Source organism: Streptomyces sp. NPDC048277 (assembly GCF_040652235.1).
In the GTDB taxonomy this organism is placed as follows: Bacteria; Actinomycetota; Actinomycetes; order Streptomycetales; family Streptomycetaceae; genus Streptomyces.
Map to the genome: position 1 here is coordinate 782,702 of NZ_JBEZLQ010000001.1, position 21,946 is coordinate 804,647.

General features: G+C 71.4%; 22 protein-coding genes. 14 read left to right on the forward strand and 8 right to left on the reverse strand.

Annotated features, from left to right (window positions below):
• The first annotated feature begins 5 nt into the window (after positions 1-5).
• Both AB0D85_RS03690 and AB0D85_RS03695 read left to right on the forward strand, forming a co-directional pair.
• Entirely contained in the window at positions 6-1,205 is a 1,200-nt protein-coding gene (locus AB0D85_RS03690; RefSeq protein WP_362313500.1) for a histidine kinase, read from the forward strand.
• Positions 1,202-1,816, forward strand: coding sequence for a response regulator transcription factor (locus AB0D85_RS03695; protein ID WP_361292164.1), 615 nt, complete (start codon positions 1,202-1,204; stop codon positions 1,814-1,816). The genes AB0D85_RS03690 and AB0D85_RS03695 overlap by 4 nt, the downstream gene beginning before the upstream one ends.
• A gap of 220 nt (positions 1,817-2,036) precedes the next feature.
• Here AB0D85_RS03695 and AB0D85_RS03700 read toward each other — a convergent pair whose 3' ends face one another.
• Together AB0D85_RS03700 and AB0D85_RS03705 are read right to left on the reverse strand one after the other, a co-directional pair.
• Positions 2,037-2,903 carry a transglutaminase-like domain-containing protein gene (locus tag AB0D85_RS03700; protein ID WP_362312986.1) on the reverse strand — a complete coding sequence of 289 codons (867 nt, stop codon included), beginning with the start codon at positions 2,901-2,903 and terminating at the stop codon, positions 2,037-2,039.
• Between the two features lie 44 nt (positions 2,904-2,947).
• Positions 2,948-3,976 carry a GNAT family N-acetyltransferase gene (locus AB0D85_RS03705; protein WP_362312987.1) on the reverse strand — a complete coding sequence of 343 codons (1,029 nt, stop codon included), beginning with the start codon at positions 3,974-3,976 and terminating at the stop codon, positions 2,948-2,950.
• A gap of 140 nt (positions 3,977-4,116) precedes the next feature.
• On the opposite strand from AB0D85_RS03705, the gene fdxA reads away from it, so the two are divergent.
• Positions 4,117-4,437 (forward strand): ferredoxin, encoded by a 321-nt coding sequence (gene fdxA / locus AB0D85_RS03710; protein ID WP_089098949.1) that lies wholly within the window; start codon positions 4,117-4,119, stop codon positions 4,435-4,437.
• A gap of 128 nt (positions 4,438-4,565) precedes the next feature.
• Positions 4,566-5,660 carry a bifunctional succinyldiaminopimelate transaminase/glutamate-prephenate aminotransferase gene (locus AB0D85_RS03715; RefSeq protein ID WP_362312989.1) on the forward strand — a complete coding sequence of 365 codons (1,095 nt, stop codon included), beginning with the start codon at positions 4,566-4,568 and terminating at the stop codon, positions 5,658-5,660.
• A gap of 110 nt (positions 5,661-5,770) precedes the next feature.
• Here AB0D85_RS03715 and AB0D85_RS03720 read toward each other — a convergent pair whose 3' ends face one another.
• Both AB0D85_RS03720 and AB0D85_RS03725 read right to left on the reverse strand, forming a co-directional pair.
• A complete protein-coding gene (locus tag AB0D85_RS03720; RefSeq protein ID WP_362312990.1) occupies positions 5,771-6,205 on the reverse strand; it encodes an ATP-binding protein in 435 nt (144 codons plus the stop codon).
• A gap of 271 nt (positions 6,206-6,476) precedes the next feature.
• Complete coding sequence (locus tag AB0D85_RS03725) at positions 6,477-7,475, reverse strand: heavy metal transporter (protein ID WP_362312991.1); 999 nt, start codon at positions 7,473-7,475, stop codon at positions 6,477-6,479.
• Between the two features lie 333 nt (positions 7,476-7,808).
• On the opposite strand from AB0D85_RS03725, the gene dapE reads away from it, so the two are divergent.
• On the forward strand, positions 7,809-8,888 hold the full coding sequence (dapE, locus tag AB0D85_RS03730; protein ID WP_362312992.1) for a succinyl-diaminopimelate desuccinylase: 1,080 nt from the start codon (positions 7,809-7,811) through the stop codon (positions 8,886-8,888).
• A 104-nt stretch (positions 8,889-8,992) separates the two neighbouring features.
• Positions 8,993-9,751, forward strand: a complete 759-nt coding sequence (locus AB0D85_RS03735) for a TIGR00730 family Rossman fold protein (protein ID WP_362312993.1) — start codon at positions 8,993-8,995, stop codon at positions 9,749-9,751.
• 99 nt (positions 9,752-9,850) lie between these two features.
• Here AB0D85_RS03735 and folP read toward each other — a convergent pair whose 3' ends face one another.
• Positions 9,851-10,711, reverse strand: coding sequence for a dihydropteroate synthase (gene folP, locus AB0D85_RS03740; protein ID WP_362312995.1), 861 nt, complete (start codon positions 10,709-10,711; stop codon positions 9,851-9,853).
• Positions 10,712-10,877: 166 nt separating this feature from the next.
• Here folP and AB0D85_RS03745 point away from each other — a divergent pair, with 166 nt between their 5' ends.
• Positions 10,878-11,237, forward strand: a complete 360-nt coding sequence (locus AB0D85_RS03745; protein ID WP_362312997.1) for a DivIVA domain-containing protein — start codon at positions 10,878-10,880, stop codon at positions 11,235-11,237.
• Complete coding sequence (locus AB0D85_RS03750; RefSeq protein ID WP_362312999.1) at positions 11,234-11,821, forward strand: DNA-3-methyladenine glycosylase I; 588 nt, start codon at positions 11,234-11,236, stop codon at positions 11,819-11,821. The genes AB0D85_RS03745 and AB0D85_RS03750 overlap by 4 nt, the downstream gene beginning before the upstream one ends.
• A gap of 80 nt (positions 11,822-11,901) precedes the next feature.
• Here the strand turns inward: AB0D85_RS03750 and AB0D85_RS03755 are convergent, their stop codons facing one another.
• Positions 11,902-12,705, reverse strand: coding sequence for an enoyl-CoA hydratase-related protein (locus AB0D85_RS03755; RefSeq protein ID WP_362313001.1), 804 nt, complete (start codon positions 12,703-12,705; stop codon positions 11,902-11,904).
• Positions 12,706-13,083: 378 nt separating this feature from the next.
• On the opposite strand from AB0D85_RS03755, the gene AB0D85_RS03760 reads away from it, so the two are divergent.
• On the forward strand, positions 13,084-13,251 hold the full coding sequence (locus tag AB0D85_RS03760; RefSeq protein ID WP_004950282.1) for a DUF3117 domain-containing protein: 168 nt from the start codon (positions 13,084-13,086) through the stop codon (positions 13,249-13,251).
• Between the two features lie 101 nt (positions 13,252-13,352).
• Here the strand turns inward: AB0D85_RS03760 and AB0D85_RS03765 are convergent, their stop codons facing one another.
• Entirely contained in the window at positions 13,353-14,036 is a 684-nt protein-coding gene (locus AB0D85_RS03765; protein WP_362313002.1) for an O-methyltransferase, read from the reverse strand.
• 250 nt (positions 14,037-14,286) lie between these two features.
• Between AB0D85_RS03765 and sigE the strand changes: the two genes are divergently transcribed.
• The 5 genes from sigE to AB0D85_RS03790 all read left to right on the forward strand — a co-directional run bounded on the left by sigE (position 14,287) and on the right by AB0D85_RS03790 (position 19,201).
• The gene (gene sigE / locus AB0D85_RS03770) at positions 14,287-15,003 is read left to right on the forward strand and encodes an RNA polymerase sigma factor SigE (protein WP_362313004.1); all 717 of its coding nucleotides are present in this window, start codon (positions 14,287-14,289) and stop codon (positions 15,001-15,003) included.
• The gene (locus AB0D85_RS03775; RefSeq protein WP_362313006.1) at positions 15,000-15,968 is read left to right on the forward strand and encodes an anti-sigma factor; all 969 of its coding nucleotides are present in this window, start codon (positions 15,000-15,002) and stop codon (positions 15,966-15,968) included. The genes sigE and AB0D85_RS03775 overlap by 4 nt, the downstream gene beginning before the upstream one ends.
• A 147-nt stretch (positions 15,969-16,115) precedes the next feature.
• Entirely contained in the window at positions 16,116-17,648 is a 1,533-nt protein-coding gene (locus AB0D85_RS03780) for a trypsin-like peptidase domain-containing protein (RefSeq protein WP_362313008.1), read from the forward strand.
• A 202-nt stretch (positions 17,649-17,850) separates the two neighbouring features.
• Complete coding sequence (locus AB0D85_RS03785) at positions 17,851-18,303, forward strand: sec-independent translocase (protein WP_362313010.1); 453 nt, start codon at positions 17,851-17,853, stop codon at positions 18,301-18,303.
• A 226-nt stretch (positions 18,304-18,529) separates the two neighbouring features.
• On the forward strand, positions 18,530-19,201 hold the full coding sequence (locus AB0D85_RS03790) for a hypothetical protein (protein WP_362313011.1): 672 nt from the start codon (positions 18,530-18,532) through the stop codon (positions 19,199-19,201).
• 84 nt (positions 19,202-19,285) lie between these two features.
• Here AB0D85_RS03790 and AB0D85_RS03795 read toward each other — a convergent pair whose 3' ends face one another.
• A complete protein-coding gene (locus AB0D85_RS03795; RefSeq protein ID WP_362313013.1) occupies positions 19,286-21,874 on the reverse strand; it encodes a DUF6185 family protein in 2,589 nt (862 codons plus the stop codon).
• Positions 21,875-21,946 lie beyond the last annotated feature (72 nt).

A 21,946-nucleotide genomic window follows, 5' to 3' on the forward strand; every position in this document is an offset into this window, starting at 1 on the left:
GCACGATGACGGAAGACCTGCGTTCCGGAGACGAAGCCCGGGCGGACCGGCTGGTGCGGATCGGCCTGCCGCCGCGCAACCGGCCCGAGGCGCTGCGCAAGCTGGTGTGGGTCCTGCCGTGGCTGGTCTTCCTGGCCTCCCCGGTGGACGACCTGTCCTCCGGTCACCACGGCACCGGCGCCACGGTGGCCGGCTGGGTGGGGCTGACGGCCTTCGTCGGCATCTACCTGACCGTCGTCTTCCGCCAGATGGGCCGGCCCTTCCGCGGCGGGCTCGTCGCCGCCGCGATCGCCGTGGAGTGGACGCTCGCGGTCGTCCTGGCCTTCAGCCTCGGCAGCCACTGGCTGGGCCTGTTCGTGTACGTCTCCGTCATGTGCGGAGTGACCTTCCCGCTCCGCGTCGCGTACTGGACGATCCCGCTCACCACCGCCGCCATGATGCTGGCCGGCTGGCACGCCCACGACACGGACGACGCCTGGGGCCTGTTCCTGGTGGTGCTCCTGGTCGGCTACTCCATGACCGGCGTACGGCAACTCGTCGCCACCACCATCGAGTTGCGCAAGGCCCGCGCCACCGTCGCCCAACTCGCCGCCAACGAGGAGCGGTTGCGGCTGGCCCGCGACCTGCACGACCTGCTGGGCCACTCGCTCTCCCTGATCACCCTGAAGAGCGAGCTGGCCGGCCGGATGCTCCCCGACCACCCCGGAAAGGCGGCCCAGCAGGTCTCCGACATCGAACAGGTCAGCCGCCAGGCCCTGGTGGACGTCCGCGAGGCGGTCACCGGCTACCGGCGGCCCCGGCTCGCCGCCGAACTCGCGGGCGCCCAGGTCGCGCTGACCGCCGCCGCGGTCACCGCCGAGATCCCGGCCGAGCCCGACCTCGCCGACGTACCCGAGGACGGCGAGGCGGCCCTCGCGTGGGCGCTGCGCGAGGCGATCACCAACGTCGTACGGCACAGTGGCGCGTCCGCCTGCACGGTCGAGCTGCTGCGCCGCCAGACCCTGGACGGCCGGGTCCTCGAACTCGCCGTCGAGGACAACGGATCGGGCGGCTCCGGCAAGGGCCCCGGCAACGGGCTCACCGGTCTCACCGAACGCCTGGAGAAGGCCGGCGGCACGCTGGAGGCGAGCCGTGTGAAGCACGGTTTCCGGCTGGTCGCCCGGGTCCCGCTCACCTCCGGCATGGTCGTAGGATCCGGTGCATGAGCAGCACGATCAAGGTCCTCCTCGCCGAGGACCAGTCGATGGTCCGCGAGGCGCTGGCGGCCCTGCTGGGGCTTGAGGACGACATCGAGGTCGTGGCCCAAGTGGCACGCGGCGACGAGGTGTTGGCGGCGGCACAGGCGAACGACATCGACGTCGCCCTGCTCGACATCGAGATGCCCGGCTGCACGGGCATCGAGGCGGCGGCCCGGCTCCACAAGGCGCTGCCCGCGGTCAAGCTGGTCGTCCTCACCACCTTCGGCCGCCCCGGCTACCTTCGCAGCGCGATGGAGGCGGGCGCCGACGCGTTCCTGGTCAAGGACGCCCCCGCCGCCCAACTCGCCGAAGCCGTCCGCAAGGTCCTCGCCGGCGAACGCGTCATCGACCCCACGCTGGCCGCGGCGGCCCTGGCAGAAGGCGCCAACCCGCTGACCGACCGCGAACGAGAGGTCCTCCGCGCGGCGGCCGACGGCTCGACGAACGCGGAACTGGCAGCGGCGCTGCACCTCTCCCAGGGCACGGTACGGAACTATCTGTCGACCGCGATCCAGAAACTGGCGGTACGGAACAGGGCCGAGGCAGTACGTATCGCGAGGGAGAAGGGCTGGCTGTAGCCGGTCACCAAGCGCTGCGGCCGTTTGGGCACCGCCGAGTCGAGGTGATCGGCGGATCGCAGGGAGCGGTGACGTGTCGGCGCCGGGTGGCGCAGCCAACCAAGGGGCGCTGGGGGTACCCCCGGCCGAAGGCTGGGGGAGGAACTGCGCGACCAGCCCCCACGCACCCGCACGCGCCACACCACACGCACCCCCACGGCGAACACGCCCCCCACTCCCCTCAGTTGAGACGCGCCCGTGCCGCCCGAGCCTCCCCCCGCACCTTCTCCGCCGCCCCCTCGTCGACCACGTCGATCAACCCCGCGTACTCCTCCAACTCCTCGGCCCCGTCGACGAAGTCACCCCGCTGGACCAGCAACCGCGCCCGCTCGTACCGCAGTCGCGCCGGATGCGACGGCAGCAGCAGTGACAGGTCCACCGACCACAGCCCCACGTCCGACCGCTCGGGGCGGGCCGTCGCCCACGCCCGTACGTTGTTGAGGATGCGGCGTACGACGTCCAGCGGATCGGCCGGCTGCAGCATCGCCGGCTCCAGGGGCACCCCCGCCGCCCCCACCACCAGCATCTCCGCGTCCGCCCCGGTCAGCACCCGCCCTCCGTCGAACGGATCGGCGAGCACCTGTTCCTCCGCCGCCCCGAAGCCGACCACGAAGTGCCCCGGCAGCGCGACGCCGTACACCGGCGCCCCCGCCCGACGGGTGACCTCCAGCCACACCACGGACAGCAGGATCGGCAGCCCGCGCCGCCGCCGCAGCACCTCGTGCAGCAGCGAGGACTCCAGCCGGCGGTAGTCCGCGGCGGCGCCGTGGAAGCCGAACCGTTCGCCCAGCACCCGTCGCGCCGCCGCGGCCCACGCGTGCGGCCCGCCCGGACGGTACGGCAGCTGCCCGGCCAGCCGGTCCAGTTCCATCTGCGCCGCGTCGATCCCCGCCTCGTCCAGCGAACCGTCGGCCACCGCGCCCAGCAGCAGACACAGCATCGCCAGATCGGGCCGCTCGGACCGCGCCTCCTCGGCGAACCGCCGCCGTACCTCGGCGGCCCGCTCCGGCGACGGCGGACGGGGATAGGGGGGAGAAGGGGGATGCATAGCTGTCTCGTGCCCTTTCGGAACGATCCGTACCGCCACCGGCCTCAGAAACCGCGCGCACCCGGTTCCCGGCATGTCCCCGGCTCCCGGTAGTGGTGGTACGCGTGATGCGCCGCGAAGCCCAGCCGCGCGTACACCGCCCGCGCCCCCGCGTTCTCCGTCTCCACCTGGAGCCAGGCGGCCGAGGCGCCCTCCGCCAGCGCGCGCCGGGCGAGCGCGGCCATGACCTCGGTGGCCAGCCCCCGCCGTCGTAGCCCCGGATCCACCTCGACGGCGGCGAACCCGGCCCATCGGCCGTCCACCACCAACCGCCCGATGGCAGCCGGGGCACCCCCCGCCGCCCCCGGCACGGTCGCGAACCACACCGACGGACCTCCCCCCAGAACCTTCAGCGCGACCTCGCTCACGCCCTTGCGCTGGTACCGGGCCAGCCAGGCCTCGTCGGCCTCCCGGGAGAGCACCACACCGGCCCCCTCCGCCCGGTCCGCCACCGGCGCGAGCCCCCCGATCCACAGCTCGGCGCTCACCTCGCGCACCCACCCCCGCCGCTCCAGCTCCGCGCACAGCAGCTCCTGCGTGCCCTCGGCGCCGGTCGCGGTCTGGACGTACGCCGGCAGCTCCCGCGCGCCGTACCAGCGCCGTACGGCGTCCAGCGCCGCGTCGAGCGGCAGCCCCGGCTCACCGAGCGGCAGCACACTGTTCGCCCGCCGGGTAAACCCCCCGGCCGCCCGCAGCTCCCACTCACCGAGCCGCTCGCTCTCCACCGGCCGCCAGCCGCGCGAGGCGACACGCGCGAGCTCCTGATACGTCGCGGCCGGTCCCCGGCGGCGCGCCGGAGCGGCCGGCACCACCTTCCCCGCCACCAGCGAGGACTCCGGTATCCGGACGGTCTGCCCGTCCCGGCGTGTGATCGTCAGCACGCCGTCGTCGTCCCATGATGTGAGAACACCCACCGTGTCGGTGAACTTCTCCACGGTGACGTCATTTCCGGTCAAACGTCGCACAGAGACCCGTTTGCCCACGTCAGCAGCGGTGATGCGGACCTCGAAGCGTCCCGCGGCAGAGATTTCCACTGGTCAGTTCACCCCTCCTGTTCGGATCATGCCCAGGAACGGAGATACTAGGGGCGGGCATCGACGACGCCGCGCTCCCGCGCGCCAGGCGGCGGAGCCTACGGAGGCCCGCCGGCGCCCATTCGAGGAGGAACGACAGCGTGACCTACGTCATCGCGCAGCCTTGTGTCGACGTGAAGGACAAGGCGTGCATCGAGGAGTGCCCGGTCGACTGCATCTACGAGGGCCAGCGGTCCTTGTACATCCACCCGGACGAATGTGTCGACTGTGGTGCCTGTGAGCCGGTCTGCCCGGTCGAGGCGATCTTCTACGAGGACGACACTCCCGAGGAGTGGAAGGACTACTACAAGGCCAACGTCGAGTTCTTCGACGACCTCGGCTCCCCGGGCGGCGCCAGCAAGCTGGGTCTGATCGAGCGCGATCACCCCTTCATCGCCGCGCTGCCCCCGCAGGCCGAGTAGTCCGCACCGGCGGCCCGCCGCACCATCGTGCCGCCTCGGTCCCGTACGGCCTGATCCCGCCCGATCAGCGCCTGCGGGGCCGAGGCGTTTGCCGTACCGGTCGTACCGAAGAAAGTGAGCAAGTAACCGTGTCCGCAGTCTCCGACCGTCTGCCCACCTTCCCCTGGGACAAGCTGGAACCGTACAAAAAGACGGCAGCGGCACACCCGGACGGCATCGTCGACCTGTCGGTCGGCACCCCCGTGGACCCGGTCCCCGACCTGATCCAGAAGGCCCTGATCGACGCGGCCGACTCGCCCGGCTACCCCACGGTCTGGGGCACCCCGGCGCTGCGCGACGCGATCACCGGCTGGGTCGAGCGCCGCCTGGGCGCCCGCGAGGTCACCCACCGCCACGTCCTCCCGATCGTCGGCTCCAAGGAACTCGTCGCCTGGCTCCCCACCCAGCTGGGCCTCGGCCCCGGCGACAAGGTGGCCTACCCGCGCCTCGCGTACCCCACCTACGAGGTCGGCGCCCGCCTCGCCCGCGCCGACTACGAGGTCTACGACGACCCGCGCGACCTGGACCCGGCGAACCTGAAGCTCCTCTGGCTGAACTCCCCGTCCAACCCGACGGGCAAGGTCCTCCCGAAGCAGGAGCTCACGGAGATCGTCGCCTGGGCCCGCGCCCACGGCATCCTGGTCTTCTCCGACGAGTGCTACCTCGAACTGGGCTGGGAGGCCGACCCCGTCTCCGTCCTGCACCCGGACGTCAACGGCGGCTCGTACGACGGCATCGTGGCCGTCCACTCCCTCTCCAAGCGCTCCAACCTCGCGGGCTACCGCGCCGCCTTCCTGGCCGGCGACCCGGCGGTCCTCGGCCCCCTGCTGGAGATCCGCAAGCACGGCGGCATGATGACCTCGGCCCCGACCCAGGCCGCGGTGGTGGCGGCGCTCTCCGACGACACCCACGTCCAGGAACAGCGGCAGCGGTACGCGTCCCGCCGTACGGCCCTGCGTGCGGCCCTGCTCGCCCACGGCTTCCGCATCGAGCACAGCGAGGCGAGCCTCTACCTGTGGGCGACGAGGGACGAGTCCTGCTGGGAGACGGTGGCCCACCTGGCCGACCGGGGCATCCTCGTCGCACCGGGCGACTTCTACGGCGAGGCGGGCGAGAAGTTCGTACGCGTGGCCCTGACGGCGACGGACGAACGCATTCGAGCAGCGGTCGCACGACTCGCCTAAGGGGCGCGGGGAACTGCGCGAACAACCCCCACCGGCCGGCAGCCGACGAACAACGAGAAGGGACCCGGGGAAAACCCCGGGTCCCTTCTCGACTCACCGGCGCCCCGGCGTCAGCCGCCCAGCGGCAGGCCGTGCACCGGCAGCCCGCCCTTCGTGAGCCCGTCCGTCGGCAGCCCGCCCTTCGTCGCCGTGGACGCCGTGTCACCCAGCAGCCCACCGGCGGAGCCGGCCGCTTGGCCCGCGGTGTGCTGCACCACCGGCGCCGCCGTCCTGACGGTCTTGCCGCCGGTCTTGCCCGCGGCCGGCACCGCCGACTCGACCGCCTTGCCGCCGGTGTGGCCGACGACCCCGGTGACATGCTGCGCCGCACCGTCGGCGGTGTTGCCGACGTTCGCCCCGTCCAGGGCGGTCAGACCGCTCAGGTTCGGGGTGGCCGGCAGACTCGGGGCCGCACTGGCGGAGCCGGCCGCACCGACCCCGGCAGCCGCTCCCGCTGCGACGAGCAGCGCGGCACGGGCGATCCGACGGGTCAGAGGGAGGGACATGATGCTCCATTCGACGGGAGGGAACGTGATCGCCGTGACTACCGCTCGAAGCCCGCGAAGGTTGCGGAGAGCAAAGGTAAAGAATTGATAACGCATCGCATTATCGGGTGTGGATAAAAACGGGCAAAGGGCCTCGGTGGTGAGGCCCCGCGGAATCCTTACGCCCCTGTGCTCCCAAGGGATTTCGTGTATGCGCGAGTGACCGTGCGAAAACCTGCGCGCACCACGTACGTGTCCCGTCCCGGCTGACCCGCCGGAGTGAACTCCCGAACTACTGCCCGGTCACGATCCGCACCGACCCCGCGGACTTCTCCGCACCGCCCGTGCCCTGCGACGCGGCCGCCTGCCACTGGCTGTCCGTGCTCCCGGCGGCCCACTCCCGCCCCGCGTACGAGACCCGCTGGATGTGGAGCGCCGAGGAGTTGGCCACCGCCCAGTGCGCGAGCTGCCAGCCGCGCTCGCTCTCGGTGCGCCCCGCCTTGTCGGTCTTCTTCCCCTCCGGCACCGGCACGGTCACGGTCCGCCCGTGCGCGGTGGCGGTCACGCTCGGCGTCGGCGACGGTGACTTCACCGGCACGCCGCCCACCTCGGCGCCGGCCTCCTCGAGCGCGTCCCGCCCGAAGTCCCGTACGAGCGCGGTGCGCACCGCGGCCGGGCCGGTCGCCGCCGCCACGGCCGCGGCCGCCGGGCGCCCGTCACAGGTCAGCGTGGCCGCCGCCCGCCCCGTCAGTGCCGCCGCGAGCAGCGTGGCGTCCTCCTCGTGCTTGGCGTACGCCTCCGGGTAGCCGCTGCGCTGCACCCGCTGCGCGGCCACCGTCAGCGGCAGGGACTGGTAGTCGGGCACCTTCTCCAGGTGCGCGTAGAAGATGCCCGCCGCGTACGCCGGATCGAGGATCTGCTGCTTCGTGCCCCAGCCCTGCGAGGGCCGCTGCTGGAACAGGCCCAGTGAATCGCGGTCGCCGTGCTTGATGTTGAGCAGCCCCGACTCCTGGATCGAGGTCGCCAGGGCGATGGCCACCGCCCGCTCCGGCATCCCGCGCCCGGTACCGACGGCGGCGATCGTCGCCGCGTTCACCGCCTGCTCGGGCGTGAACTGGTACGACTTGTCGTCGCTCCGGCCCGAGACGACCTTGCAGCCCTCGGCACCCCCGCCTCCGGTGACGTACTGGACGACCAGATAGGCCGCGACACCGCACAGGATCAGCAAACCCGACATGAAGCGCAGGAGGCGGCGGAAACGCTTGGGGCGGGTGGGGGACGGCTCTGGCACCCGTACAACATACTGGAGAGTACGAGGAGAGCACCCCCGGGTCCGGAAGCCTGTGAACCAGCCGTCGAGGTGGAGCGCGCAGGGCCTGTCCGGCGGATCAGGTCACAGGAAATCGGCGGCGACTTGTGGATGCCGGTGAGCGGGGCTTGGTGCGTGCGGCTGCAAGGCGGCGGAGGCGTAGCCCGTCAGCCGCTGCCGCGGCGGGCGACGCGGTGGGGGCACCTCCCGGCCGAAGGCTGGGGGACGTCGGCGAGTGACGACAACGCCGCAGATGCGCGGGCCAAGCCCTGCGTCTGTGACAGGATCCGCCGGACAGGCCCTAAGGTCGGGGCCATGGCCGACACCTCGCTTGATCTCACGCTGGACGCCGCCGCGCTCACCGCGCAACTCGTCGACTTCCCCTCGGAGAGCGGCACGGAGAAGCCGCTCGCGGACGCGATCGAGGGCGCGCTGCGCGCCCTGCCGCATCTGACGGTCGACCGGTACGGCAACAACGTGATCGCCCGGACCGGCCTGGGCCGCTCGGAGCGGGTGATCCTGGCCGGCCACATCGACACCGTCCCGATCGCCGACAACGTACCGTCCCGGCTGGACGAGGACGGCGTGCTGTGGGGCTGCGGCACCTGCGACATGAAGTCGGGCGTCGCGGTCCAGCTGCGCATCGCGGCCACCGTCCCGGCCCCGAACCGCGACCTGACCTTCGTCTTCTACGACAACGAGGAGGTCGCCGCCCACCTCAACGGCCTCAAGCACGTCGCCGAGGCCCACCCGGAGTGGCTGGCGGGCGACTTCGCGGTCCTGCTGGAGCCGTCGGACGGCGAGGTCGAGGGCGGCTGCCAGGGCACCCTGCGCGTGCTGCTGAGGACGCAGGGGGAGCGCGCGCACTCGGCGCGCTCCTGGATGGGCTCCAACGCGATCCACGCGGCCGCCCCGATCCTGGCCCGCCTCGCCGCCTATGAGCCGCGCTACCCGGTCATCGACGGCCTGGAGTACCGCGAGGGCCTCAACGCGGTCGGCATCTCGGGCGGGGTGGCCGGCAACGTGATCCCCGACGAGTGCGTGGTCACCGTCAACTTCCGGTACGCCCCGGACCGGTCGGAGGCCGAGGCCGTCGCACACGTCCGCGAGGTCTTCGCCGACTGCGGGGTGACGGAGTTCGTGGTCGACGACCACAGCCCCGGCGCGCTGCCCGGCCTCTCCCACCCGGCCGCGGCCGCCTTCATCGAGGCGGTCGGCGGCACCCCGATGCCCAAGTACGGCTGGACCGACGTCTCCCGCTTCTCGTCGCTCGGCGTCCCCGCGGTCAACTACGGCCCCGGCAACCCGCACTTGGCGCACAAAAGGGATGAAAGGGTCGAAACCGCCAAGATCCTCGCGGGCGAGGAACGCCTCCGCACCTGGCTGACGAGCTGACGGGCACAGCGGCGCTTCACACCCGACATGCCGACGTCCCGCGCACGTAACCCGCACGGATCTACGCTGAGGCAGATATACCTGCAAGCGGAGGGAGCGCATATATGCCTACCGGGAACCCCGAGGGGAAGAAGGTGCCGCCGGACGAGCAGCGCCTGGGACCGGTCCTCCGACGGCGCGGCCAGGTGACCGCGAGCACGACGGACCAACGTCTCCTGGACGCGGGCGGCCCCTCCGACTGGGTCCACACGGACCCCTGGCGGGTGCTGCGCATCCAGTCGGAGTTCATCGAGGGCTTCGGCACGCTCGCCGAACTCCCGCCCGCGATCAGCGTGTTCGGATCCGCGCGTACGCCGGTGGACTCGTCGGAGTACGACGCGGGCGTGAAGCTGGGCCGGGGCCTGGTCGAGGCGGGCTGGGCCGTGATCACGGGCGGCGGCCCGGGCGCGATGGAGGCGGCCAACAAGGGCGCCCTCGAAGCGGGCGGCGTCTCGGTCGGCCTCGGCATCGAGCTCCCCTTCGAGCAGGGGCTCAACCCCTACGTCGACATCGGCCTCAACTTCCGCTACTTCTTCGTACGGAAGATGATGTTCGTGAAGTACGCGCAGGGCTTCGTCGTCCTCCCGGGCGGCCTCGGCACCCTCGACGAACTCTTCGAGGCCCTCACCCTCGTCCAGACCCAGAAGGTCACCCGCTTCCCGATCGTCCTGTTCGGCAGCGCGTACTGGGGCGGCCTGGTCGACTGGCTGACCAACACGCTGATCGCCCAGGGCAAGGCGTCCGAGAAGGACCTCCTCCTGTTCCACGTCACGGACGACGTGGCGGAGGCGGTGGCCCTGGTCTCGAAGGAAGCGGCCCGCTAGAGGAATGCCGTTCGAGGCCCGCTCCTCGAGAAGCCGAGTCGGGTGGTGGGCGGGCGAAGGCCCGGGGGGCCTGGGGGCCGGGGCCCCCGGGCCGTCGGCCTACGCCAGCCCCCGCCGGGCCACCGCCGGAGGCCGGTGGCCCGCGATCGACGCCACCATGTCCAGCACCTGCCGCGTCTCCGCCACCTCGTGCACCCGGTACACCTGCGCCCCCAGCCACGCCGACACGGCCGTGGTCGCCAGCGTGCCGATCACCCGTTCCTTCACCGGCCGGTCCAGGGTCTCGCCCACGAAGTCCTTGTTGGACAGCGAGACCAGCACCGGCCACCCCGTCTCCACCATCTCGCCCAGCCGCCGCGTCGCCTCCAGGCTGTGCCGCGTGTTCTTGCCGAAGTCGTGCCCGGGATCGATCATCACCGACTCCCGGGGCACCCCCAGCGCGACGGCCCGCTCGGCCAGCCCCAGGGTCACCCGCAGAATGTCGGCCATGACGTCGTCGTACGTCACCCGGTGCGGCCGCGTCCGGGGCTCGGCCCCGCCCGCGTGGGTGCACACCAGTCCCACCCGGTACCGCGCCGCGACCTCCGCGAGGCCCGGATCGACCCCGCCCCACGCGTCGTTCAGCAGATCCGCCCCGGCCTCGCAGACGGCCTCCGCGACCGACGCCCGCCAGGTGTCCACGCTGATCACGACATCGGGGAACCGCCGGCGCACCTCCGCGACGAAGCCGACGGTCCGCCGCGCCTCCTCCTCGGCGGTGACCTCCTCGCCGGGCCCGGCCTTCACCCCACCGATGTCGACGATCGCGGCCCCTTCGGCGACCGCCTGCTCCACGCGCGCGAGGGCCGGCTCGTCACGGAACGTCGCGCCCTGGTCGTAGAAGGAGTCCGGCGTCCGGTTCACGATGGCCATGATCACCGGTTCCTGCGGCGCGAATTCCCACCTGCCCAGCCTGAGCATCCCCTGTGACCTCTCGTAGTAAGTCCCTCGGTACGGCCGCCTGCGACCCTAACTGTCAGACTCGCATGGCACGATCGGACCCAGACACATTCGACACCGAGCACACTGAGTGCGCTGTGCACAATGAGTGCTGTACCGAGCTTCATCGAGCCTGGGGGCCACCGCGATGGTTATGTTCCTGTTCCTGGTCGTCGCGCTCGCGGTCGTGGTCGCCGCGGTCACGCTCTCCGTGGTGAGCGGCGGCGAGAGCGGCCCGCTGCCGGAGGTGGCGCCGGAGCGGTTCCAGGACCCGCTGCCCCCGGACCGCCCGGTGAACCGCGCGGACGTGGACAGCCTCCGCTTCCCGCTCGCCCCGCGCGGCTACCGCATGGCGGACGTCGACGACGCGCTCAGCCGCCTCGGCGCCGAGCTCGCGGAACGCGACGCCCGGATCGCCGACCTGGAGTCCGCGCTGGCCGGCGTGCAGGCCGGGCCGCACACCCCGCACACCTCGCTGGACAAGCCCGAGCCGGAGGACCGGCCGTGACCGACGGCGCGGCCGTGGCCGGACCGGACGGCAGGCTGCGCTGCCCCTGGGCCCTGTCCACCGAGGACTACGTGGCGTACCACGACGAGGAGTGGGGCCGCCCGGTCCACGGCGACGACGCCCTCTACGAACGCCTCAGCCTGGAGGCCTTCCAGTCGGGCCTCTCCTGGATCACGATCCTCCGCCGCCGCCCGACCTTCCGCACCGCCTTCGCCGACTTCCGCATCGAGAAGGTCGCCACGTACACGGACGAGGACCGGGAGCGGCTCCTGGCCGACCCCGGCATCATCCGCAACAGACTGAAGATCGACGCGACCCTGGCCAACGCGAGGGTCCTGGCGGAGTGGGAGCAGGGCGAGCTGGACGCCCTGATCTGGTCGCACGCTCCGAAGCCGGGGACGTATCCCGTGCCGAAGACGCTGTCCGACGTCCAGGCGGTCACTCCGGAGTCGACGGCCCTGTCCAAGGCCCTGAAGAAGCGGGGCCTGCGCTTCATCGGCCCGACGACGGCGTACGCCTTGATGCAGGCGTGTGGCCTGGTGAACGACCACCTGGAAACGTGCGTGGCGAGGAGCGCCCCGTAGGGGCGCGGGGCTGTATCGACTTGCGGCTACCGCCGCGTGGGCGCGTCCAGCCACCGCGCACCCGCAGTTCCCCGCGACGGTCACCGCCCCAAATACTTCGGCTTCTCCTTGTTCACGAACGCCTGCACGGCGATCCCGTGGTCCTCGGAGGCCCCGGCCCGCGTCTGCAGCTCGTCCTCCTTGTCCAGCGTCTCGTCCATGGAGTGCGTGAGCCCGTAGGCCACCGCTTCCTTCAACGCCGCGTATGCCACGGTCGGCCCCTCGGCCAGCTTCCGCGCGACCTTCTCGGCCTCCGCCCGCAGGTCGGCGGACGGCACGACCTTGTTCGCGATGCCCAGCTCGTACGCGTCCTGCGCGCTGATGCTCCGAGGAAAGAGCAGCAGGTCGGCGGCGCGCCCCGGCCCCACAATCCGAGGCAGCGTCCAGGACACCCCGGAGTCCGCGGTCAGCGCGACCCCCGCGAACGACGTGTTGAACGCGGCCGTATCGGCGACCACCCGGTAGTCCGCGGCCAGCGCGAACCCGAACCCGGCACCGGCGGCGACGCCGTTCACCGCGGCGACGACCGGCTTCGGCGCCCCCACCAGCGCCCGCACGATGGGGTTGTAGTGCTCCCGGACCGTCGTCATCGTCTGCCCCGCCCCGGTCTCCCGGTCGGACGCCAGCAGCGTGATGTGCTCCTTGAGGTCCTGGCCCACACAGAACGCCCGGTCCCCGGCCGCGGTCAGCAGGATCGCCCGGACGGCCGCGTCGGCCGCCGCCTCCTGCGCGGCCTCCCGAAGGGCTGCCTTCGTCGCGATGTTGAGCGCGTTCATCGCCTCGGGGCGGTTCAGCGTGATCGTCGCGAGCCCGTCGCTCACTTCGTAGAGCACGGTGTCGGTCATGGTCGTCCCCTCCGTCGTCCTTGCCGTCACGGCTGACGTACCGCTCAGTACGTCGATGTCCGAAGGACAGCATGGCGGAGATCGCCGCCCGGGGACCGGACCCGACGTGTGACCTGCGTCAAAGAAATCCGGAGCCGACTCGGTCGGCGTAAGGACGTGGGGTGGCGCAGTATCGCAGTCACATCGCCGAATTGGGTGGTTTTGCTCGCGCGCGTTGCCCAAGCGATGCCGACTGATGTTGGTCATCGGGTCCTGAGATGCGGGATAATGGCTTGGAAGCAATGTGTTCGATGCCGGTGTCGCGCGTCCCGCCAGGATCGCGCGTGCCCTCCAGGGCCGTCGGCAGACGATGAGCTGTTGTCAGGAAGGGGAACGAGCATGGCGGCCATGAAGCCGCGGACGGGTGATGGCCCGCTCGAGGTGACCAAGGAGGGGCGGGGCATCGTCATGCGCGTTCCGCTCGAAGGCGGCGGTCGGCTCGTCGTCGAGCTGACCCCTGACGAGGCCGCGGCGCTTGCCGACGCCCTCAAGAACGTCGTCGTCTGAGGCGTCAGCGACCACACCCTTTCGGCCGCCCCGGCAACCGTATGCGGTGCCGGGGCGTTGCCGTGCCCGGGGTCGTTACCCGCGGTCGCGTCCCGCGGGGGTCATCGCTTGACGGCGCAGAGCAGCCCGTCGCCGACCGGCAGCAGCGACGGCACCAGCTCCTGCGTCTCGCGGACCGTGCGCAGAAGTTCGCGCAGCCGCAGCACCTCGGTCGGCTGCGGTCCGGAGTCGACCGTACGTCCGTTGGCGAAGACGCCCTCGAAGACCACCAGTCCGCCCGGGCGTAGCAGGCGCAACGATTCAGCGAGGTAGTCGGAGTACTCCTGGCGGTCGCCGTCGCAGAAGACCAGGTCGTAGCCGGCGTCCGCGAGGCGGGGGAGCACGTCGAGGGCGCGGCCCGGGATGAAGCGGGCCCGGTTGCTGGCGAAGCCGCACGCGCGGAAGGCCTGCCGGGCGAACTGCTGGTGCTCCGGCTCGGGGTCCACGGTGGTCAGCACACCGTCCGGGCGCATGCCGTGCAGCAGATACATGCCGGACACCCCGCACCCCGTGCCGATCTCGGCGACCGCCTTGGCGTCCACGGAGGCGGCGAGCATGCGCAGCGCGGCACCCGTGCCGGGCGACACCGAGCGCAGCCCCGCCTCGCGCGCCCGGTCACGGGCCCACCGCAGTGCTTCGTCCTCGGCGACGTAGGCGTCGGCGAACGCCCAGCTCGTCTGCCGGTTGCCGGTAATGACCCTCTCCTGTCCCCGTGGTTGCCTGGGCGTGACTGTATCCGTTGGCACCGGGAACCCGCAGATGGGACCAGGCGTTTAGAGGGGTGGAAGACGACGCGGGGGGACACGAATGGATCACGACGGCGAGGAAGCGGTCGGTCAGCTGCTGATGCAGCTGGATGAGCCGTATCAGCACAGATCAAATTCTCGTAAAACCGCTTATCCGGAGCTAACGGGCGAGGTGGCTATGGTAGGGGCTCCACTGGACACCACCAGAGCCGACAGGGGAGGTGCGGCTGCGCCCGCGGATCGCGGAGGAGTGCTGCGGCGCTTCCTCGGATCGGCAGGCAGGCCGAAATCCGTGAACGACACCGCTGCTGACCCACGCCACGCCGACGCTCTCGCCATGGGCGAAGCCCAGACCGCGACCTTCTCCACCGACGTGGACGGGCAGGCATGGACTCCGCCCACGTGGGAGGAGATCGTCAGCACGCACAGCGGCCGCGTCTACCGCCTGGCCTACCGCCTCACCGGTAACCAGCACGACGCCGAGGACCTCACCCAGGAGGTCTTCGTCCGCGTGTTCCGCTCTCTGTCGACCTACTCGCCGGGCACCTTCGAGGGCTGGCTGCACCGCATCACGACCAACCTGTTCCTCGACATGGTCCGCCGCAAGCAGCGCATCCGCTTCGACGCCCTGGGCGAGGACGCGGCCGAGCGCCTGCCCAGCCGCGAGCCCACCCCCTCGCAGGCCTTCAACGACGCGCACTTCGACGCGGACGTCCAGCAGGCCCTGGACACCCTCGCGCCCGAGTTCCGCGCCGCCGTCGTCCTGTGCGACATCGAGGGGCTGTCGTACGAGGAGATCGCCGCGACCCTCGGCGTCAAGCTCGGCACGGTCCGCTCGCGGATCCACCGTGGCCGCTCCCAGCTGCGCAAGGCCCTCGCGCACCGCTCCCCGGAGGCCCGCAAGGCCGAGCGCCGCTCCTTCGTGCCCCGCGTTCCCGCACTGGGAGGAGGGGGCGCGACCGCGTGAGTGGATCACGACCGAAACCCGTAGAGCGACAGCTCACCGAGCAGCACCTGGGAGACCGACTCTCCGCCCTGGTGGACGGAGAGCTCGGACATGAGTCGCGTGAGCGCGTCCTGGCCCACCTGGCGACCTGCGCCCGGTGCAAGGCGGAGGCGGACGCCCAGCGCGCACTGAAGAACGTCTTCGCGGAGGCCGCCCCGCCCCCGCCCTCCGAGAGCTTCCTGGCCCGCCTCCAGGGGCTGCCCGGGGGAGGCGACACGGACGGCGGCTCGCCGTTCGGCGGGCCGGGCCCCTCGGGACGCGGATCCGACGGCGGGGTCTTCGGCATGAGCCGGGAGGACCGCTTCGAGTTCGGCTACGTCCCCGCCCACCCGCACGACGTCACCGCGGCCGCCGGCCGGGGCTTCCGGATCCACCCCGTCGGCCGCCCGGACACCGACCGCTCGGCCTCGCGCAGCATGCGGTTCGCGTTCGTCGCCGCGGGAGCGGTCTCGCTGGCCGCCGTCGCCCTGGGCGGGGTCACCGCCGGCATGCCCGGCACTCCGGCCGCCGACGCCCGCAGCGGCGCCGGCGGAGGCAGTGTCGCCCCGGCAGGCACGGCGGGCGCGGGCACCTCCGGTACGGCCGACTCGCAGCGCCGCCGCTCGCTCTCCCCGTTGCTGGCATCCGGCGCGCTTCTCGGCGGCACGACCGCGGTGCCCACCTCGGTGTCCGCGCCGCTGCTGCCCGGGGTGCCCTCCCCGGCCGCCGGACAGGACGCGCTGCGGGAGCTGACCGCACCGGTGATGGCCGGCGCGGCCGCGGTCTCCCCGCTGATACGGCCGCTGACCGCCGACGTGCCCTTCGCCCTCACCTCGTGGACCAGCGCCCCCGAGGCGACCGGCACCAGCCTGCTCGCCGCACCCGTCCCCGACACGACCTCCGCTCCCTCCCCGTCCCCCTCGCACTCCTCCCGCGCGGCCCGCTGACCACCTGCTGAACGGTTCCTGCGCGACGACCCGCGAACCTGGTTGAATCCTGTGAGCCAGCCATGTCCGTGACGCTGCTCCGGGCACGGATTCGACCTTCCGCGAGCCCGCCCGTACCCGGGGCCGCGGTCAGCCCGCGAGGAGACCATGGACGAGGCGATACCGACGTCACCGGAGACACCCGGGGATGCGGTGCCTGCTGCGGGGGAGCGGGCCAAGGAGGTGACAACGGCCGCGCCGAGCGGTGCGGCCGCGGACACCGACGGCGACTTCGACCCCACAGGACCGGCGGCGGCCCCCGCCGGGAACGTCCAGGAGACCTCCGAGGCCGCCGCGGCCGCTGACCGCCCTCAGCGGCCCCGCCACGCCCCCGACCCCTGCAGCACCCCGCCCCACGGCAGTCCCGGCCCCTGGGCCCCCGCACCGCCCGTACAGCACCCGGCCACGCTCACCGCCCGGCAGGCCCCGCCGTCCGACGACGCGTGGGCCGCGCAGGCGCCCCTCCCGCAGACCGGTGCGGCCCTGCCGTCGGCGGAGCGCCGGCGTACCCGGAGCCGGCGGACGTTCGCCGCGGGCGCGCTGCTGCTCGCGGTGGTCTCCGGTGCCGTCGGCGGGATGATCGGCGCCTATCTGGAGCGCACCGGCGGCCTGGAGGCCGTACAGCTGCCCCAGCCGGGTCCTCCGCCTCCCGGGAGGCCGCCGGGCAGCGTCGCCGCGATCGCCGCGCGGGCCCTGCCCAGCGTCGTCACCCTGCATGTCTCCGGCACCGACGAGCAGGCCACCGGCACCGGCTTCGTCATCGACACGCGCGGGCACATCCTCACCAACAACCACGTCGTGGCGCCCGCGGTGTCCGGTGGCGGCCGGATATCCGTGACGTTCAGCAGCGGAGCCTCCGCGGGGGCGACCGTCGTCGGCAGGGACACCGGCTACGACCTCGCCGTCGTCCAGGTGCACGGCGTCCGCGGGCTCACGCCCCTGCCCCTCGGCGACTCCGACCACGTCCGCGTCGGCGACCCGGTCGTGGCCATCGGCGCCCCCTTCGACCTGCCCAACACCGTCACCGCCGGGATCATCAGCGCGAAGGAACGGCCCATCACCTCGGGCGGCGGGAGCGGGGACGGCAGCGACGTGTCGTACGTCGACGCGCTGCAGACGGACGCGCCGATCAACCCGGGCAACTCCGGCGGCCCCCTGCTCGACAGCCAGGCCAGGGCCGTCGGGGTCAACTCCGCGATCCGCTCCGCCGACAGCGCGGACGGCGGCGGCGGCCCGGACGGCGGCCCCGACGGCGGACAGGCGGGTTCGATCGGGCTCGGTTTCGCCATCCCGATCAACCAGGCGAAGCGGGTCGCCGAGGAACTCATCGACACCGGGAAGGCGACCCACCCGGTCATCGGGATCACCCTCGACATGGCCTACTCCGGCGACGGCGCCCGTATCGACGACCAGGCCGCCGACGGGGGACCGGCGGTCACCGAGGGCGGCCCCGGTGCGCGGGCCGGCCTCCGGGCGGGCGACGTCATCACCGCGGTCGACGGGCAGCCCGTGCACTCGGGCGCGGAACTGATCGTCCGCACCCGCGCGCACCGCCCCGGCGACCGGCTGAGCCTCACGGTCGAGCGCTCCGGCGCCGAAAAACGCCTCACGCTCGTCCTGGGCGCGTCGGACAGGAACTGACAGAAACGTCACAGGTGGGGCCCCGTCCGTGCTCCGACTAGGCAAACAACCCGGAAAACCGGTCGTACACACGCAGTCGGACACCTCGGGACGGTACCGGTCGGACAGGTACGCCGGGTACCGTGGACCCGGCCCGGACCACGGAACACCCGCAACAGCGACCGGAGGGCCGAGGACCCGAGGACATCGCAAGGAGCTTCAGGTGTTCAATGACATAGGACCACTCGAGCTGGTGACCATCATTGTGCTCGCCGTGCTCGTCTTCGGTCCGGACAAGCTCCCGAAGGTCATCCAGGACGTCATGCGGACCATCCGCAAGATCCGGGAGTTCTCGGAGAGCGCCAAGGCGGACATCCGCCAGGAACTCGGCCCGGAGTTCAAGGACTTCGAGCTCGAGGACCTCAACCCCAAGACGTTCATCCGCAAGCACCTCGACAGTGACGAGCTGGGGCTCAAGGAGATCCGCAACGGCTTCGACCTGAAGAAGGAGATGGCCGAGGTCACGGAGGCGGTGAACAGCCGCGAGGCCGACACCTCCTCCTCGTCTTCTTCGTCCTCCTCGTCTTCTTCGGGGAGCGGCCGGATCGACATGACCAAGAAGCCCGAGGACCCGGGCAAGGACGACCGCCCGCCCTTCGACGCGGACGCCACCTGAGTCACCTCGCACACCCGGACACGAGCGGCGTACGTGACGCGTTTCATAGCGCGCGTGCGCCGCTCACGGCTTGATCCCGCCGCCCGCGCGACCCACGCGCCGGGCGGTTTCGCTGCTGGTCCCAGCGGTGTCGATATGCTGCCGAGTTGTTGTGCGGACCGGACGAGTGCGCCCGAAGGGGGGCGGGCCGCCCCGGACCGACGAGAGCTAGGAGGCGTCCGGGCAGATGGAGACGACAAGTCGGGTGGACGGACAGACGCCGGTCGTGGAGGGCGGACAGCAGGCCCCCACCGCCCGCCGTACGGTCGACGGCTACCTGCTGGCGCCCTTCCCTTGGTACGGCCTCGACGAGGCGTTCACGGGGCCGCGCTGGCTCATGCAGGTGGGTGTGGCGGCCGACGGGGCCGTCGAGCACGGCTCGGTCGGGCACGGGGACGAGCCGTCGGTGCGCAACGAGCACCTGGCGGCGGCCGCGAGCGAGTCGAGGGAGAAGTTCGCGGTGGTCGTGACCGTCGCGGCGAGTCCGTCCCGCAGGAGCGCCGACGGGACGGGGCTTCTGGAGGCCACGTCGGTCTCCTCGGCCGCGTGGCTGGCGGGCGTCGGCCTGCTGTCCTTCACCTGGCCGGGCCAGATGGACCACAGCCTGCGGGACGACTGGCTGGAGCAGCAGACCGAGACCGCGTGGGAGCTGGCCGACGACCTGGCCGGCGACGCGTGGTCGACGCTGTCCCTGCCGGTGGACGGAGTGGCCACGCCGTTCCACTACCGGGAGTCGGAGTTCGGGTGGGTGCTCGCCGGGTCCACGACGGAGGGCGTGCACCTGGGGGCGTACGGACGGGGGATGAGCGCGTACGGGCTCGGGTTCGCGATGATCAAGGACATCGCCGAGTACGCCTGACAGATCGGCCGCGCGTATGCGCGGCACTCCGGGCCCAGGCACCGACGTGCGACCTGGGCCCGTGGCCTGCCCCCGGTCCCCGCCCTAGAGGTGGATGTGGATCTTGGCCAGGTTCGCCCAGATGGTCACGGCCACCGCGATCTGGGCGAAGAGCCATGCGATCTGACCGGAGAAGCCGCGCAGCTGGTAGATCGACTGCAGCAGTGCGAACCGGCTCGGCCAGTACTGCCGCTCCTCCCGGAATGTCGCCGCGTCCATCCAGATGCTGGTGAGCGTCAGGGAGGTGAGCATGAGCACCGAGTACAGGAGCAGCGGGCCGAGGTCCGTGTCGGTGAACCGGATGAGCAGGGCGGCCAGGCAGGCCGGCACGGCGTAGGCGAACGTCAGACTCCAGGCGCGGAGCGGACTGCTGTTGCCCGGCAGCAGCCGCCAGAGCGCGCCCAGGACGAATCCGGCACCGGCCCATGCCAGCTGATAGGCGACGGAATTGACGACGATGCTCGGAATCGCGGTGGGTTCATGGGTGAGCATCGTCCGTTTCAGAGTGCCCGAGGTATCCAGGAACAGCAGGGCACCGGTCGCCGGGAACCCGAACCAGAAAGCCAGCCGGGCGGCGCGCATGGCGTTGGACCACCAATGGCCCTCCGGCCCCCAGGCCAGTGCGACACTCAGCACCGAGATCTGCTCGGGCGGGTTCTTCCGGTCGCAGCCGGCGACGAGCCACCGGCGCATGTCGTGCAGTTCGTCCTCCAGTTGCGCACCCGTGCTGATGCCGCCTCGCCCCTGGTCCAGCAGGCGCAGCTGGCGGTTGATACTGCGGTACTGATGGGCTTTCGCCAACAATTCACGGCGCCGCTTTTTCGTGCTCAGCCGGTGCGTGTAGAAGCGATGTCCCAGCTGACTCAGCACCGACCTCTGTCGTCCCACGGCAAGCACCAGGAAGAGTGAGAGGATGTTCAGCGCGAACCATGCGCTCCACTGGGCATTGAGACCCGAAATCCGGGCACCCCGGAGACCCACCGTGAGTGCGAATACCGCCGCGATCAGCAGGAAGTCGGCTCTGTCCGGCCCCATGGTCGTGGTCTCGTGTTTCCGGCCGGCGCGGTGGCGCTGGGACTTGACGCGGTAGTACAGCAGCGCGAAGAGGGCGATTCCGGTCAGGGCCCAGCTGTAGTCGAAGATCCACAGCAAATAGCTGAAGGCGAAATTCGTCAGGTAACTGTTGACGTAATGGCCGTGGCCGTGCGGGCCGGTCGGCTGGGTGAGCCAGCTGACGCGCTGCCACTGCGTCTCGCTGACCCACCACAGGCAGGCGTACAGGCAGCCGACGACGACCCACAGCACGGCCGAGACGGCCGCGAAGCAGCGGACGGGCGTCCTGTTCCAGGTGGTGACCCAGGCGGCGGGGAGCAGGCCTCCCTCGGACGCGAAGCGCCAGGCCCACGCGGTCATCGCGGCCAGCCACAGCCACAGCGTCGTCAGACCCATGAGCGCGTACCCGACCCTGTTCAGGGCCGTCGGCATCGTCGACGCGGGCGACAGGTCCTTGGGCAGGTCGAAGAGCCCGGGGGCCAGCACCACGAGCAGGCCGATCGCCGCCGCCACGGTGACGCCCCCGATGACCGTGCGTGCCGGGCGGCGTTGAGCGTTTCCGGGATCCACTCCGATGCCGGGGCGGGCGTCCGACGAACCACGGCTCCAGGGGCGGGCGACGAGGACGAGGACCCACCCCGCCACGATGCAGCTGAGGGCGCGCCACTGCGCACTGAGCTGCTGCTGGGAGACGAGCAGCACCAGGATCACGGCGACCGCGCCGCTGAGCAGGGCCCACTGCAGCAGCGCTCGCGCGGGGCTGTCGGTGAGTCCGCTGCCGCTGCCGCGGTCCTGTGCCGCCGCTGCCGGGGACGGCGCGTACGACCGCTGGTCGCGGAGCGCGGCCAGGGCGATCACGACGGAGGCGGACAGCCACCACGTGGCCACCCCTACGCGCTCCCACTCGGACTGGTCGTAACTGAGGATCCAGGAACGCTTCCACGGAAGTTCGGCTTCGATCGAGATCCGCTCGGGTGGCTCTTTCCGCCAGGCCAAGGTCTTTCCGTCGGAAGAGACCGCGTCTTTCGAAACGTCGTTGAAACTGAGGCCGTCCAGATCGGCCGTGACCTCGTCCCAGGGGATTTTCTGAAGTGTTGTCGGTTTCAGGGAAATCTTCCAGGTCTGCCCGTGGTCCCTCGTGATGCTCCAGGGGCCGAGCAGGATGGGATCGTAGCTCTTGATCCAGGCGAAGGAGTTGTACTGCACCTTGACCGTGTTTTTGTCCGCGGTGACGAGTGGGTCACGGTAAAGCCATTCGTCGTTTCGAATCGTATTGTCCTGGCCGCGGAGCAGGCAGTGCATTGCTTTGTGATAATCCCCGGATTCCTCGCCGAATGTGAGCTGATGCGCCAGACCCCATTTTTCCATGGGGACGTAGATGGTCATGAACGAGGAAACTTTCACGAAGTCCTGGCCGTGCTGATCGAACTGGAGCCTCTCGGTCACGTGGCTGTAATTCAGTTGATCCGTCAGGCAGTTGTCCTGCGTGTCCGGTCGCGCCGTGGCCGGTGCGGCGGCTGCGAACGCCCACCAAGCCGCCGTCAGGATCACCAGTGACAGCAGGCCGAACCATCGCCTCATCGCTCTCGGCACCTCCTCCCCGGTGAATCTAGACACGCGTTCTAGGCGTCACCCCAGGACGCGCGACTGCGG